This is a genomic window from Streptococcus vulneris (genome assembly GCF_019218685.1).
In the GTDB taxonomy this organism is placed as follows: Bacteria; Bacillota; Bacilli; order Lactobacillales; family Streptococcaceae; genus Streptococcus; species Streptococcus vulneris.
This window is the reverse complement of the sequence record NZ_JAHUZC010000008.1, coordinates 1-15,414: the sequence shown is the minus strand read 5'-3', so window position 1 is coordinate 15,414 and position 15,414 is coordinate 1. Positions and strand designations below refer to the sequence as shown.

General features: G+C 37.2%; 16 protein-coding genes. 1 reads left to right on the top strand and 15 read right to left on the bottom strand.

Going from position 1 to position 15,414, the window contains the following annotated elements; translation table 11 throughout:
* Nucleotides 1-47: 47 nt before the first annotated feature.
* From KUA57_RS06330 to KUA57_RS06300, 7 genes are all read right to left on the bottom strand, one after another.
* On the bottom strand, nucleotides 48-1,589 hold the full coding sequence (locus KUA57_RS06330; RefSeq protein ID WP_218493874.1) for an ABC-F family ATP-binding cassette domain-containing protein: 1,542 nt from the start codon (nucleotides 1,587-1,589) through the stop codon (nucleotides 48-50).
* Nucleotide 1,590: 1 nt separating this feature from the next.
* Nucleotides 1,591-2,073: a VanZ family protein gene (locus tag KUA57_RS06325; protein ID WP_218493873.1), complete on the bottom strand. Its 483-nt coding sequence runs from the start codon at nucleotides 2,071-2,073 to the stop codon at nucleotides 1,591-1,593.
* Nucleotides 2,073-3,158 carry a dual-specificity RNA methyltransferase RlmN gene (gene rlmN / locus KUA57_RS06320; protein WP_000804760.1) on the bottom strand — a complete coding sequence of 362 codons (1,086 nt, stop codon included), beginning with the start codon at nucleotides 3,156-3,158 and terminating at the stop codon, nucleotides 2,073-2,075. The genes KUA57_RS06325 and rlmN overlap by 1 nt, the downstream gene beginning before the upstream one ends.
* 20 nt (nucleotides 3,159-3,178) lie before the next feature.
* Nucleotides 3,179-3,709, bottom strand: a complete 531-nt coding sequence (locus tag KUA57_RS06315) for a YutD family protein (protein WP_218493872.1) — start codon at nucleotides 3,707-3,709, stop codon at nucleotides 3,179-3,181.
* A 156-nt stretch (nucleotides 3,710-3,865) separates the two neighbouring features.
* Nucleotides 3,866-4,471 (bottom strand): superoxide dismutase SodA, encoded by a 606-nt coding sequence (gene sodA / locus KUA57_RS06310; protein ID WP_000974733.1) that lies wholly within the window; start codon nucleotides 4,469-4,471, stop codon nucleotides 3,866-3,868.
* Nucleotides 4,472-4,644: 173 nt separating this feature from the next.
* Nucleotides 4,645-5,682: a DNA polymerase III subunit delta gene (holA, locus tag KUA57_RS06305; protein ID WP_218493871.1), complete on the bottom strand. Its 1,038-nt coding sequence runs from the start codon at nucleotides 5,680-5,682 to the stop codon at nucleotides 4,645-4,647.
* 32 nt (nucleotides 5,683-5,714) lie between these two features.
* Nucleotides 5,715-6,650, bottom strand: coding sequence for a dihydroorotate oxidase (locus tag KUA57_RS06300; RefSeq protein ID WP_125386512.1), 936 nt, complete (start codon nucleotides 6,648-6,650; stop codon nucleotides 5,715-5,717).
* A 240-nt stretch (nucleotides 6,651-6,890) separates the two neighbouring features.
* On the opposite strand from KUA57_RS06300, the gene gdhA reads away from it, so the two are divergent.
* Nucleotides 6,891-8,237 carry an NADP-specific glutamate dehydrogenase gene (gene gdhA / locus KUA57_RS06295; protein ID WP_070527149.1) on the top strand — a complete coding sequence of 449 codons (1,347 nt, stop codon included), beginning with the start codon at nucleotides 6,891-6,893 and terminating at the stop codon, nucleotides 8,235-8,237.
* Between the two features lie 93 nt (nucleotides 8,238-8,330).
* Here gdhA and KUA57_RS06290 read toward each other — a convergent pair whose 3' ends face one another.
* From KUA57_RS06290 to KUA57_RS06255, 8 genes are all read right to left on the bottom strand, one after another.
* On the bottom strand, nucleotides 8,331-8,975 hold the full coding sequence (locus KUA57_RS06290) for a TetR/AcrR family transcriptional regulator (RefSeq protein WP_125851826.1): 645 nt from the start codon (nucleotides 8,973-8,975) through the stop codon (nucleotides 8,331-8,333).
* 16 nt (nucleotides 8,976-8,991) lie between these two features.
* Nucleotides 8,992-9,996 carry an NADP-dependent oxidoreductase gene (locus KUA57_RS06285; RefSeq protein WP_218493870.1) on the bottom strand — a complete coding sequence of 335 codons (1,005 nt, stop codon included), beginning with the start codon at nucleotides 9,994-9,996 and terminating at the stop codon, nucleotides 8,992-8,994.
* A gap of 344 nt (nucleotides 9,997-10,340) precedes the next feature.
* Nucleotides 10,341-11,528, bottom strand: coding sequence for a tyrosine-type recombinase/integrase (locus tag KUA57_RS06280; protein ID WP_115904255.1), 1,188 nt, complete (start codon nucleotides 11,526-11,528; stop codon nucleotides 10,341-10,343).
* Nucleotides 11,500-11,769 carry a DUF3173 family protein gene (locus KUA57_RS06275; protein ID WP_000450956.1) on the bottom strand — a complete coding sequence of 90 codons (270 nt, stop codon included), beginning with the start codon at nucleotides 11,767-11,769 and terminating at the stop codon, nucleotides 11,500-11,502. The genes KUA57_RS06280 and KUA57_RS06275 overlap by 29 nt, the downstream gene beginning before the upstream one ends.
* Nucleotides 11,770-12,074: 305 nt before the next feature.
* On the bottom strand, nucleotides 12,075-12,296 hold the full coding sequence (locus KUA57_RS06270; protein WP_115904254.1) for a helix-turn-helix domain-containing protein: 222 nt from the start codon (nucleotides 12,294-12,296) through the stop codon (nucleotides 12,075-12,077).
* A gap of 898 nt (nucleotides 12,297-13,194) precedes the next feature.
* Complete coding sequence (locus KUA57_RS06265) at nucleotides 13,195-13,473, bottom strand: competence protein ComA (RefSeq protein WP_125448200.1); 279 nt, start codon at nucleotides 13,471-13,473, stop codon at nucleotides 13,195-13,197.
* Between the two features lie 68 nt (nucleotides 13,474-13,541).
* Nucleotides 13,542-14,198 (bottom strand): ATP-binding cassette domain-containing protein, encoded by a 657-nt coding sequence (locus KUA57_RS06260; RefSeq protein WP_000087001.1) that lies wholly within the window; start codon nucleotides 14,196-14,198, stop codon nucleotides 13,542-13,544.
* A gap of 4 nt (nucleotides 14,199-14,202) precedes the next feature.
* Nucleotides 14,203-15,360: a hypothetical protein gene (locus KUA57_RS06255; protein WP_250646326.1), complete on the bottom strand. Its 1,158-nt coding sequence runs from the start codon at nucleotides 15,358-15,360 to the stop codon at nucleotides 14,203-14,205.
* Nucleotides 15,361-15,414 lie beyond the last annotated feature (54 nt).

The following is a 15,414-nucleotide window of genomic DNA, read 5'->3' as shown; positions in this document are numbered from 1 at the left end:
AAAATACAGTATCCACATTCGGTACTGTATTTCTTTTACTCTCATTCTTAAGTTAAATTATTAAAATCCCAGATTTGGTCCATCCAGCCTTCATAGAAGTCTGGTTCGTGACAGACCATAAGGATAGACCCTTTGTATTCTTTAAGAGCGCGTTTGAGTTCATCCTTGGCATCCACATCCAAGTGGTTGGTCGGCTCGTCCAGCACTAAAACATTGTTTTCACGATTCATCAAGAGACAGAAACGAACCTTGGCTTGTTCCCCACCTGACAAGACCTGAATTTGGCTTTCAATATGCTTGGTTGTCAAACCACAACGGGCAAGGGCTGCACGAACTTCTGCTTGGTTGAGAGCTGGAAAGGCATTCCAAACAGCCTCTAGTGGTGTTTGACGATTGCCACCTTCTACTTCTTGTTCAAAGTAGCCAAGTTCTAGGTAGTCTCCACGTTCAACCTCTCCAGCAATTGGCGGGATAATTCCCAAAAGAGATTTCAAGAGAGTTGTCTTCCCGATACCATTTGCCCCGATAATAGCAACCTTTTGATTACGTTCAAAAGTAAGATTTAGTGGCTTAGTCAGAGGACGATCATAACCAATTTGCAAATCCTTGGCTTGGAAGATAAAGCGCCCTGGCGTACGAGCTGATTTGAAATCAAAGGATGGTTTTGGTTTCTCACTTTGTAATTCGATAATATCCATCTTATCCAATTTCTTCTGACGAGACATGGCCATGTTTCGTGTTGCAACACGCGCTTTGTTTCGGGCAACAAAGTCCTTAAGGTCCGCAATTTCTTTTTGCTGACGTTCGTAGGCAGCCTCTAGCTGAGATTTCTTCATAGCATAGACTTCTTGGAACTGGTAGTAGTCACCAGAATAACGCGTCAGCTGTTGATTTTCCACATGGTAGACAATATTAATCACGTCGTTCAGGAATGGAATATCGTGTGAAATGAGGACAAAGGCATTCTCATAGTTTTGGAGATAGCGCTTAAGCCAGTCAATATGCTCAGCATCCAAATAGTTGGTCGGCTCGTCCAAAAGCAAGATATCGGGCTTTTCAAGGAGGAGTTTAGCCAAAAGTACCTTGGTTCTTTGTCCACCTGACAAAGAAGTTACATCTGTATCCATGCCAAAGTCCATGACACCAAGGGCACGCGCTACTTCGTCAATCTTAGCATCCAAGGTATAGAAATCACGACTCTCCAGACGGTCTTGAAGTTCTCCCACTTCCTCCATGAGAGCATCAACATCCGCTCCGTCTTCAGCCATTCCCATATAGAGGTCATTGATACGAGCTTCAGCTTTGAAAAGCTCATCAAAGGCTGTACGGAGAACATCACGAACAGATTGGCCTTCAGCAAGGACGGAGTGCTGATCCAAGTAACCAGCAGTCACATATTTAGACCACTCAACCTTCCCTTCATCTGGCAACATTTTACCAGTCACGATGCTCATAAAGGTTGATTTTCCTTCACCATTGGCACCGACCAGACCGATATGTTCTCCCTTGAGGAGACGGAAGGACACATCTTCAAAAATTGCACGGTCACCAAAACCGTGACTCAGATTTTTAACTTCTAAAATACTCATTTTAATTCCTTATCTTGTTTTTATGTAATCGTTTATAGAGGAGCCAAGCCAGATAGCCACCCAAGGTATTGGTCCACAAATCATCAATCTCAAAGACGCGATTAAAATCAAAGAAAAAATCCAAGACCAACTGCGTACACTCAATTCCAAGACTCACAAGAAGACTGAAAAAAATCACTTTTCTTGTTTTCCGCAAGTTTGGAAAGAGATAAAGGAGTTGAAACACCAAAGGAAAAAGTAAGAAGATATTAAGGATATTTTGTAGAAAAATCCAATATAATTGTCCAATGTCACTCACTTCACCTAGTTTCCAGAGAGAATTGAAAGGAGTCAAAAGAAAAACCAGGCGTCCAAGATGCTGAATACCTGGAGTTTCCACTCCCACGGGAGAATGTTCTTGAGGAGTAAAGCAAAAATAGACAATGCAAATACTATAGAAAATGACTCCCCAGACCAAAATATGATTATAAGTCTTCTTCATCATTAAGGATTGACTGCTGCAACTGCTTTCTGGCGGTCACGTTTCATTGTATTAGAGCGCAATTGTCCACAAGCTGCATCAATATCAGTACCATGCTCTTGACGAACAACACAGTTAACCCCTTTTTTCTTAAGCGTATCATAGAAGGCCAGGACGCGCTCTTTAGGACTACGGCTATATTGGTCATGCTCACTAACTGGGTTATAAGGAATCAAGTTTACATAAGACAATTTCTTGATATTCTTGAGCAATTCAGCCAATTCCAAGGCTTGTTCTACACCATCATTGACTTCATTGAGCATGATATACTCAAAGGTCACACGACGATTTGTTGTTTCGATGTAGTACTCAATAGCAGCAAAGAGTTTTTCAATCGGAAAGGCACGGTTAATCTTCATGATGCTTGAGCGCAATTCATTATTGGGTGCGTGAAGGGAAACAGCCAGATTGACCTGGACGCCTTCATTAGCAAAGTCACGAATTTTATGGGCCAAACCTGAGGTAGAAACAGTGATGTGACGAGCACCGATTGCCATTCCCTTGTCATCATTGATAGTACGGACGAAATTCAAGACATTGTTGTAGTTATCAAAGGGCTCACCGATACCCATGACAACGATATGGCTGACGCGTTCGTCCTGACCACGCTCATCAAAGTATTTCTGAACCAGCATGATTTGCGCTACGATTTCACCGTTATTGAGGTCACGTTGTTTCTTAATCAAACCAGAGGCACAGAAGGTACAACCGATATTACAGCCAACCTGAGTGGTCACACAGACTGATAAACCATAGTGTTGACGCATAAGTACTGTCTCAATCAACATACCATCAGGTAACTCAAAGAGATATTTGACCGTACCATCAGCAGACTCTTGCACGATACGTTGTTTCAAGGGATTGACCACAAACTGGTCATTAAGCTTAGCAATCAAATCCTTGGAAAGGTTGGTCATTTCTTCAAATGACTGGACACGTTTACGGTAAAGCCATTCCCAGATTTGATCTGCACGGAATTTCTTTTCTCCCTGCTCCAATACCCATTCCTGCATGGTTTGACGCGTTAAACTATAAATTGACGGTTTCATTTCTTCTCCTTATTCTCTACTCACTTCTGACGAATGACAAAATGACGTTGTCCCTTGTCCTCTTTCTGAGAATGCTGGTCTTTCTGACGACGTCTATTTTTCTTATCTGCATTCGGTTTTCGTTTGGTTTGAGTCGGTTTCTTTCCTTTTTTAGAAGGTGTTTCTTCTTCCTTCTTACGTATTTTCTTGTCAAATGATGCTCGCTTAGGCGCTTCATTTTCTAGAACAAAATAGGCACAACCATAACTACAATACTCTAAAAGGTAGTCTTGTAAACGACTGATTTTTTCAAGTTTTTCTTCTGTTCGATCATCCTTGTAAAAACCTCGTAGGCGAAGCTGTTCGTTGCTCCAGTCTCCCACGATATAATCAAACTTGGTTAATACTTCTGAAAAACGCTGATTAAAAGCCGTCACATCAAAGGCATCTTTGATATTTTCCACCAAGGAAAAAGCGATCCCTTCCGTTTCTACCTTGTCCCCATGTAAATGGAACTCAGGACCAGGAAACTTGTTATAGTTGTATAATTCAGGTGCAATTTCTTTTCGCATAGATATCCTTTTTCCACGATTACTTAATACTTTATTCTACCATAATTTCTAGCAGTTAGCACGTTTCTCATAAAAATGAAAAAAGTCTGACGATTTTGTCAGACCAAAATAATATAACCTTAAAAAGAGAAGAACAATTCTTCCCTCCAACTATCATTATTTAGCTGCTGCGTACAATTCATCTACTTTGTTCCAGTTGATTACTGAGAAGAAAGCTTTGATGTAGTCAGGACGCACGTTGCGGTATTTCACGTAGTAAGCATGTTCCCAAACGTCCAAGCCCAAGATTGGTTTTTTACCTTCTGAGATTGGTGTGTCTTGGTTTGCTGTTGAAGTCACTTCAAGTTTACCTTCTTTGTTGACAACTAACCATGCCCATCCTGAACCGAAACGAGTTGTTGCTGCTGCAGTGAAGGCTGCTTGGAATTCTTCGAATGAACCAAATGTTGCATCGATTGCTGCTGCAAGTTCTGCTGAAGGAGCTGTTTTCTCAGGAGTCATCAATTCCCAGAAAAGAGCGTGGTTCAAGTGTCCACCACCATTGTTGATAAGCGCTTGACGGATATCAGCTGGAATAGATTCTACATCAGCAAGCAAGGCTTCAAGGTCTTCACCAATTTCAGGGTGTTTTTCAAGAGCTGCATTAGCATTGTTGACATAAGTTTGATGGTGTTTGTCATGGTGCAAGTGCATTGTTTCCGCATCGATGTATGGTTCCAAAGCGTCGTATGCATATGGAAGATCTGGTAAGATAATAGCCATCTGTAATACCTCTTTTTCTTTCTATATGAAAATGATAACGCAAACATTCACTTTTTTCAAGTTTTTTGCTTATAGATAAGGAAATCACTGAGATACTTTCTAATAAAACAAGCAAATCAGCAAGAAACCCACGACAAGATAATATTGACGCCGGCTGGAATTTCAAAAAAATATCAATTGACCTGACTAGCAATCTGCAAGAGTGCCTTTTCAAAAAGGAAACCTTTTTCATAAAGACCTGTCTTAATCTGATAGTCAGTCTCAATCAAATAAGAAATAGCTTGCTTCAGAAAGTTCAAGGAAAGTCCTCGCGAATCTCTTAATGCAAACTTGATTTGATAGGGATTAGGAGTGCGTCCTAGGTAACTACCTAGACTACTTGCAATCTGCGATTCTGTTTGCCCAGACTCCGCCAAAATCTTCACCTGAGTAAAAGTCCGAAATTGTCCTAGCATGACTGCAATCAGTTTAATTTCATCTTCACCTTGCAAGGTCAAATCTCTAACCAAGTCACGCGCCTGATCCATCTTTTTAGTCAGAATAAACTGAGTTAAATCAAAAATATTGTCCTGCAAGGTCTTGGGAATTGCGTTAACAATATCCTCTTCCTCGATAACAGAGTCTTCCTTATAGGACTGTAAAAAGAGGAGATTTTTCTGAATTTCACTAAATTGAAAACCCGACTTGATGAGAAGATTTTCAAAAGAATGATTAGCAAACTGCAGACCTTCTTTCTGGCTCCAATTTTGGAAATACTGGCGCAATTCTTGTTCTTTGGCTTCTACTGCGTCAAAAACCTTGGCATCACGCTTAAGTAATTTTACCAGCCGTCTCTTGCTATCCAGTTTTCCTTCAGCAAAAATCAACAACTTGGTTGTTGGCGAAGGGTTATCAAGGTATTCTTCAAACGACTTGAGCTCATCATCTGTTAAAAAGCGCTTTTTAGAAGTCGTGATATCGACAAAATGATCCAATATCACGATTTTCTCATCCGCAAAGAAAGGAAGGCTGACCAACTCCAGTTCCACATCCTTGTAAACTACTTCTTTCATATCAAAGTAGGCAAAGTTTAGGTCGACAGAATCATAACCAATCTGTTTCAACACTTGACTCTTCATCACTTCAAACTGACCCTGATCTGTCCCTGTAAAAAGGCTCAGGCTCGGTAAATTTGATGAAGTCAACTTCTGACTTTCTTCAATGGCTAGCATCTTCTCTCCTTTCTTCTGATTTTTTAATGAATTTAGTCAATATAGCGCAATTTCCCACGGAAATCTTCTAGGATCTCGTACCCTTTTTCCGCCATGATTGCTTTCAGTTCATTGGTAATGCGGTCAAAAGCACTGACGCCTTCTTTGTGAAGGGTGGTTCCCACCTGCACCATACTTGCTCCACAGAGGATATGTTCAAAGGCATCATGACCAGTCAACACGCCACCTGTTCCGATGATTTGGATTTGAGGATTTAAACGTTGATAAAAGGCGTGAACATTAGCTAGAGCAGTCGGTTTGATATACTCACCACCAATCCCCCCAAAACCATTTTTAGGACGAATAACGACAGACTCATCTTCTATATAAAGGCCGTTTCCGATAGAGTTGACGCAGTTGACAAACTTAAGAGGATACTTATTGAAAATAACTGCCGCTTGGTCAAAGTGAACAATATCAAAATATGGTGGCAATTTAATTCCAAGAGGTTTGGTGAAGTAGGCAAATACCTCTGCCAAAATCCGGTCTGTTGTCTCAAAATCATAGGCAATCTGAGGTTTACCTGGAACATTTGGACAGGAGAGGTTTAGCTCAGTCAGACCACGAAACTCACTCTCTTGGACTTTTTTCAAGATAGTATGGGTTTCCTCTGGAGACATACCAACTAGAGATAAGAAGAAAGTTCGGTTTGGCTCTTTTTCTTGCAAATCCAAAAGATAATCCAAATAATAGTCTAAGCCATTATTTGGCAAGCCCATAGAGTTGATAGAACCAAGTGGAACATCTTGATAGCGTGGCTCAGGATTCCCCTGACGAAAGTCCAAGGTTGCTGTCTTAGTCACAAAAGTTCCTGCCGCTGAATTTTTAACGCCCTCTAACTCTGCTATCGTCATACAAGCCACACCTGCTGCATTCATCAAACAATTGTCAAACTCAAAACCAGCAATTTGCGTTTTCGTTGATACCATGATTCTGATCCTCCAGATTCCTTTTATTGCTAATATTATACCATATTTTCAGATTTTCTCTTTAATAAAATCATTTATAAGAAAAACGTTCGTTTTTTATCTATTTTCAAAAAGCCTCAAAACTAAATGTCAAAACTAAATTGATAGAATTTTTAGAAAATTTCTGTTTTTTTCTTTACAGTAAAAAAAAAATCTGCTATAATGACTCACATAATTAAATTAGAATTTAAGGAGAACGATATGACATCTGCTAAAGAATATATCCAAAGCGTGTTTGAAACTGTGAAAGCTCGTAACGGGCACGAGGCTGAATTCCTCCAAGCTGTTGAAGAATTTTTCAACACTTTAGAACCTGTATTTGAAAAACACCCTGAGTATATCGAAGAAAATATCTTGGCACGTATTACTGAACCAGAGCGCGTGATTTCTTTCCGTGTTCCTTGGGTTGACCGTGATGGAAAAGTTCAAGTAAACCGCGGCTACCGTGTTCAATTCAACTCAGCTGTTGGACCATACAAAGGCGGACTTCGTTTCCACCCAACTGTAAACCAAGGGATTTTGAAATTTCTCGGATTTGAACAAATCTTTAAAAACGTCTTGACTGGACTTCCTATCGGTGGAGGTAAAGGTGGATCAGACTTCGATCCTAAAGGTAAAACAGATGCTGAAGTGATGCGCTTCTGCCAAAGCTTCATGACTGAATTGCAAAAATACATCGGCCCATCACTTGACGTACCTGCTGGTGATATCGGTGTTGGTGGACGTGAGATTGGTTACCTTTACGGACAGTACAAACGCCTTAATCAATTTGATGCTGGTGTCTTGACTGGTAAGCCTCTTGGATTTGGTGGTAGCTTGATTCGTCCAGAAGCAACTGGTTATGGTTTGGTTTACTACACTGAAGAAATGCTTAAAGCTAACGGTAATAGCTTTGCTGGTAAGAAAGTGGTTATTTCAGGTTCTGGTAACGTAGCCCAATACGCTCTTCAAAAAGCAACTGAACTTGGTGCAACTGTTATCTCTGTATCTGATTCAAATGGTTATGTCATCGATGAAAATGGTATCGACTTCGATCTTTTGGTTGACGTTAAAGAAAAACGACGCGCTCGTTTGACTGAGTATGCTGCTGAAAAAGCATCTGCTACTTATCATGAAGGTTCTGTATGGACTTACACTGGAAACTATGATATCGCTCTTCCATGTGCGACTCAAAACGAAATCAACGGTGAAGCAGCTAAACGTTTGGTTGCTCAAGGCGTGATCTGTGTATCTGAAGGTGCCAACATGCCAAGCGACCTTGATGCCATCAAAGTCTACAAAGAAAATGGTATCTTCTACGGACCTGCAAAAGCTGCCAACGCTGGTGGTGTAGCCGTTTCAGCTCTTGAAATGAGCCAAAATAGCCTTCGCCTCTCATGGACTCGTGAAGAAGTTGATGGACGTCTCAAAGACATCATGACAAACATCTTCAACACAGCTAAAACAACTTCAGAAACATACGGTCTTGATAAAGACTACCTTGCAGGAGCTAACATTGCTGCCTTTGAAAATGTAGCAAACGCTATGATTGCACAAGGTATTGTTTAAGACTCATTTGCTTAATCCTCAATCGCTACGATTGGGGATTTTTATGTTGAATCAAAAAAACTCACCATTAACAGTGAGTTTTAACATCCGAATTTATTTTACTTTCATTAGGGCAGATGACAAACATTCAACAATCTCATCAACTGCTTCATCTATGTTTATAGTTCTTTCATCATTCAACATCATGGGAATAAGATAAGAAAAACTCAATGCTAAAATGTATCGAACAATTCTTTCATTTGACCAATTTAGAATAAGTCCTTTTTCTTTAAATTGATTTAAAACAGGGCTAATTGGTTCTATTATAGATTGAACAATAATATTTCCTAACTGGATAGAAAGATTTTTATCAATAAAAGAACGCCCCAAGAGAATTTTAACATGCATTTGATTCTCCTGAATGAAAAAGAGCCTATCTCGAACAATACTTTTTAAAAAGAAGGGAAAAGTTTCTTGATCTACTGTGAATTTTTTTTCTGAGAAATCCGCAATTACTTCTGGAATAACCTGTTCTAGAAAAGTAGATAAAATGGCTTCTAAAATACCTTCCTTTGTTTTAAAGTAACTAAAAACAGTTCCTTCTGACACTCCAGCTCGTTCGGCAATAAGGCTGGACGTTGTATTCTCAAATCCAATTTCTGAGAATAATTTTAAGCTTGATAATAATACTCGACGTTGTTTCAAGCTTAAGTTGCTAACTTCTAACGTCTGAGCATACTTTTGTTCTAAACTTTTCATCGCTAGCACCTCTCTTCTACTCTCTTACTTTTACGACTTTTTTGCCTCGACTGTGTCCCATTTTCAGACTACGATAGGCTTCTCTAACTGACTTTAGAGAAAAGTCATACACTTGATCAATTTTCAGCTGAATCTTCCCGTCTGAGACCATTTCAGCTAAAGTGCTAAAATCATCATATGTGGAATGTCTAGGACCAGTAAACTGAGCACCTTTTATCATAACATAGGGCGAAGGTACTAATGTCCCAATAGCTGTCCCCTTCAAGCCTAAACTAAAAGCCAATCTAACATAATCAGATCCATAACAATCCAAAAATTTTGTAATAGGCGTTGGACTAGCTGATAGAAGAGCCTTCTTGATATTATCTTCGTAACTTACTGGTATGGCACCTAAAGACTTCAGATACTCTGCATTTTTCTTACTTGCTATTCCAATCACTGTCGCCCCCTTAGCAACTGCATACTGTACTGCAATACTTCCAATACCTCCTGCTGCAGCTGAAATAACAACAGTATCTCTTGAATTTAAACCGATTCTTCTAAAAGCCCCACCCACAGTTAGAGCAGCTACTCCCATAGTAGCTGCGTGAGTCATGTCGATCATCTCTGGATTCAATACAATTTCTGATTCATTGACACAAATTTCTGTTGCTAAAGCTCCCCTCTTAGTTCCCAAACCAGGATCACTAATCATTGTTCCAAACACCTTATCTCCTACTGAAAACCTAGTTACTTCATTTCCAACTTCTGTAATAACTCCAGAAAAATCTCTCCCCACACCTCTTGGAAATAAAGATGATTTAGATTCAAACCAACGACTTGGTTTCCTTAATTTCGTTATAAAAGATAGAAATCGAAGGGGTTTCGCTCCCTCAAAAGTTTTATAATCAATAGGATTTAAACCAACAGCATGAACTTCTACTCTCACCTGATTAACATCCAAGGCTGTAGAGTCGATCTTCAGCAAATCCAAGACCTCTTCGTTACCGAAACGACTGTACTCTATTGCTTTAACAACCATTTTCTTTACTCCTTAATTTCACAAAAATTGAGTGAACACTCATTTTTATAAATTATACTCTTAATTTGTAAGAAAATCAATATTATCGTTTGATAACGATTTATGACATGATACAAATATCCATCATTTCGATTTACAAATGTGATTCTTTCAATCTAACTCTCCTCACTTTTAAAGATTCCTTTCCCTTTTTTGCCCTTGGCACATAAAAAGAAAAACCGCTACTCCTAAGAATAGCGGTTTAATCATGTTTTTAAGCTACTAATGTAGTTACTCTATTATTTAAGAGTAACAATTTGCTAATCTTATTTCCGCCCAGTATTAGTGGGTTAATTCCTCCATTTTCAACTTTGGCAGGAATTTGGTAGGTAAATTGATAATCCAAGATTATCTAAACTGTTTGTAATCTCTTCTGAAATTGTTGAATCACCTGAATAATACCAGTGACTATATGTATTCAACGTGGTTGACTTATCAGCGTGTCCTAATCGATATGAAACATATAAAGTATCCTTATGTAACACATTTATAAGATAAGATGCATGACTATGTCTTAATCCTTTCCCCGTAATTTCTGGTACACCAGTAATCTTAGCATGCCTTTTTATTATCCTAGAAATTGTAGACTTACACAAGGGGGCACCAAAACGTGATATTACATAATCTTTATCATCATTCTTGATTTGAACTTCTCGCCATTTTTTAAGTGTTGTAATCGTAAAATCATCTAAATCAATTTTACGATTCCCTGCTACTGTCTTTGTTTGTTGTTTAGCATACCATACACCGTTTTTATCTTTCTCAATCGTCGAATGAACATGAATCCATTTACGTTCAAAATCAATATCTTCCCATTTAAGAGCAATACCCTCACTAACTCTTAAACCAGTCATAAAATATAACCAGATCGTCGTGTAATTATGGAGTCCCTCATACTCACTAATATCAAAAGAGTTTATTACCTTCTTAAATTCATCAAATGTCCAAAATTTTGTATCAGGGTGCTTTCCTCTAGGATTATCTAATCCTTTAAAAGGAACTCTATCAATATAACCCAATCTTTCTGCATAGCCCAGACATGCTTTAAATCTAGACCACATATTTTTAGCATAGTTACTAGAATACTTGTCTATAATAGCTAAGCGAAATCTTTCACAGTCAATAGTACTAATATCTGATAATTTTTTACTACCAAATTGCTTAATAAATAACTGATGATGTGGTAAAGCGGTCTGATAAGTTACAAATTGAACTTTTTGTTGATAATATTTTAAATAAATCTCTTCCATAAACTCTCTAAAAGTTAGAAAACTATTATTAATAGTAGAGTTCACAAATTCATGTTTTAAACGAAGTATCTCTTCATATGCTTCCTTAAAAGAATTAAACGGTAGTCCCTGTTGATTTTTCCTTCCTTTCTTTTGAATTCTTTTCCCAGTTATTGGATCAACTCCTAATTCAATTTGAAAATAAATTTTTCCTTTTGAATCTTTGTATACACCTTTATATTTCTTTGTCTTTGATATAACCATTTTTCTCACCTTCTATATCTGAAAAAGAAATACCAATTAAATTTTCTACAATATTTTTAGGAGCAATGCCTAACCTTTTATTATCGAAAGGTGAACATCCTAATTGTACCGCATTCTTATCATTTTTTCTAGCTTCTTCAAACTTTTTTACAGCAATCTTTTTTGCTTGTCTAATAATATTTCTTGATGTGTGCTCTGGAAAACCAATCGCAACTAAATCTTTATAGTTTACTGTTTCCATGATTTTACTACTTCCTTTCTTAGATTTTTTCACCTCCATGGCATGACTGATGAAGTCATCATAAGAATTTCACTTGCTGCTCTTTTACGGTGGCAGCCTGAACGGTCAGAAGTATCATTGTATATCATTTGTATCATGGCATATAAAGTATCGCTCTATTTTATTGATGGTTTTAAAATCGCTCTTATCATGGCGAGCCATTCAAATCTGCTCCACAAATGAGGAAAGTACCATTTTGGACTATTCAATTGTCAAAGAACAAATAAAAAATCTCCTCATTTTCACACTCTATGCAATTGAGGAGATTATTTTCTAAAGCGAATTTTATCAGGAAAATCTATCAATCCCAATAGATAGTCTGTACTGACATCGTAAAAGTTTGAGAGAGTTACCAATACATCTGCCGTCAAGGCATGCTCACCCCGTTCAATTTTAGCATAAGCTGAGTTTGTAAACGAAAGTATTTTAGCTATTTGTTTTTGGGTCAAATCGTGATCTTCCCTCAAATCTCTCAAACGTCTGTACATCTAGCTTTCTCCTGAGAAAAGTATAATATATAAAACTAAGAAATCTTTCAAAGTGTCCAAACTGGACATTTTGAACTAAAATTAATTTATTAAACACTTCTCATAAGCATATCTATTAACCGTCTGAGAGCAAATATTTTATCAACTATTTAAAATTACTGACTTTCAAAAATTAGTCTTATTGTAAAATAAAGTGAAACACAAAAGACATGTTTATCTAATATATTATAGTCTCAAAAATATTACAAAATTATAGGAAAATGTTCACAAATTAATCATACAAGAACTTCTCTGGAAACAGGGACTTTTAACCCATTCACATAGATAAAATACACTATTTTATTCCTCCTTATATAAATTTGATAAGGTAGGAAATGGCGGTGAACGATTTTTCATAAAACTCTCTCAATTTTTAGACTTCACTATTAAGAGTGAAAAATTATGTATTTTTACTGCTGTTTTTAGAAAAATAAAAAAAGCGATATAGCAAATTGCTATATCGCTTTTTTTATTTTTCTAAGTACGTCTAGACGTTTTAAAACTCATCTTGTGATTGAATTACGTTCAATACTTCTTGCATACTTCCAGCCTTACAATTTGCCTTAGTATTAAATAAAGGCAATCGGTTATCGTAATATCCAATAGTAGCAATACCAGCACTAGTTGAACCCTGTATCCCTGAGTACGAATCTTCAATAGCAATTGTCATCCGAAACAATATAATCAAAATAATTCTTCAAATCCAGTTTTTCAAGACTTATTTCTATACTGAAACAACATCTTTCCAGAACTTCAATAATTTCTTTTTGTGTTAAATCATTATTTAACTAAATCTTTGGAGGTAATACGTTTTCAAAGCTACTTTTTACCATAGATTTTGAGTCTTCAACACATATTACTAAGCCGAAAATGCTCTAAATTTTTGAAATTCTAACAAAGCCCACTCAACTTCATAATCATCTTTGACTTTCACAATATCTTCCTCAAAATAACATGGAATAAATATAGTGTTCTTTTGAAATGGGTTCAAAATAACCATATCTAATAATTTATTACTAGCAATGATATGCAGACAAATGACATCATCAATATGATTTTCAACCAGTACATGTGTTTTTAACTCCAAACGATTAGACAAATTTGGCTGTTTTATAACATCGTATGTAAATTTTTTCATGTTTGAACTCTCCACCTTCGATATTCCATAATCAAAAGTAACCGTATCAAGTGCTAATAATGGTTGAGTTAATTTACAAGAACCGACTCCAGTGAAATGATCCTATCACATTGCCGTGCTTGCTCCATGTTATGCGTAACAACCAAAATTGTTTTACCAAATTGATCTCTCAAAGTTCGAATCAAATCGAATGCTTTTTGAGACATTTCAGGATCTAATGATCCGGTTGGTTCATCTGCTAGGACAATATCTCCGGGCTTTAAAATAGCTCTCACAATCGCAATTCTCTGCTGTTCACCTCCCGATAATTCATTGATTTTACTATTTAACCGATTTTGTAGACCAACAAATTCTAGCGTTTCCTTGATTCTCTGCTCTTTCTCCTGTCTAGAGAAATTCGAAAAAGTCATGGCAAGCATCAGGTTATCTTTCACACTAGATGTAGAAATGAGTGCATTGGATTGAAAAAGATAGTTGATGACATTCCTTCGATAATGAACTGCTGATTGCGAATTTACCTTAGGCAAAACTTTTCCGTTGATTAGGATTTTACCACTGTCAACAGCATCCAATAGTCCAATCATATTGAGGATAGTCGATTTTCCAGAACCAGAAGGTCCTACTAAAGCTACAAATTCATTTTCCTCAATATCAAAGCTTAAGTCTTTGAAAATTTCTCTTGAACCAAATTGTTTTGATACATTTTGTACTGAAATTCTAGACATGAGATTACTCCTTAAATGATTGTATGATACTCTCTCCTTCTTTACGGAACAAACTGAAATAAAGAAGCATTATCTGAAAAGCAAATGTAGCTAGTGTCATGACTATTCCCAACTTAGAACCCACCAAGATAGAAACGATTAGTTCCATCACAGAAAAACTAATAATGAGAGAAAGCACACCAATATATCTTTTCCATGGTGAGAATCCTATAAAGTATTGGACATACAATTTTTCTTCAAATAACAAGCGGTACATTAAGACAAAACTCCAGAAAATAGCCATCATCGTAATGATGATAATCGCTATGATTGTGCCGAAAAGATAAAATGTATAACTCAGATCTTTTTGAAGACCATTGATAAAGTTCTTGACAGTTGTAAAACTCAACCGATTATCCGTTAAATCTGGAAATTCTGTTTCTAAAACGGACACTACCTGTTCCATCGTTTCCCTATCACGAATCTTCAAAAGACCATTATAGCCACTGACAACTAAGTTTGCCGACTCCATGAAATATAAATTCTCTGGTGTTGAGATAAAAATAACTGGATTCTCACTAGTTGTACCATAAGAAATGGAATCTGACCAAGTAAATATTGGTCGAGACGGTTGGTAAACCTTGAACATAAATTTCTGATTTTCTGTGAAATTAGTTTGTAAATCCCCCGGTTTTACAGTGACACTTTCCTGTAAATACGCCTTCATCACCTCAAGTTCTTCTGTATTGAGCGTGTTAGGTAGAAGATAAAGTCGAGTACCATTCCTCATCTCTAGCAACTCTTCATCACTTAGGGGAATACCTAGGTCTTGCAGGTAATTATAGGAGAATTTCAAATACCAAAATGGTTTTTTAGGGACATGCTGGTATGTCCCATAGACTGCATCAAGGTACTCCTGATTAAGAAATTTTCCTTGGGCAATATAGACACCTGGAAGCTCAGATATACGCTGGTAAAAGTTATACATACTGCGCTCAAGGGAATTTGTAGTTCCTGCATATGTACCTACATCATCTCCCTCAACAAAGCTGGATATAACGTACATATCTTCAACATTCTTCCACTCTCTAGATACTTTCATATTATCAATAAACTGATTCATTGGAGCATCTAAAGAGTAACTGACTGCGATTAACAAACCGTCTACTTTTAAAAACACCATTACATATATTTACATCAAATTCCAATGCCTTAAAAAATAGCTATATTTTCAGTT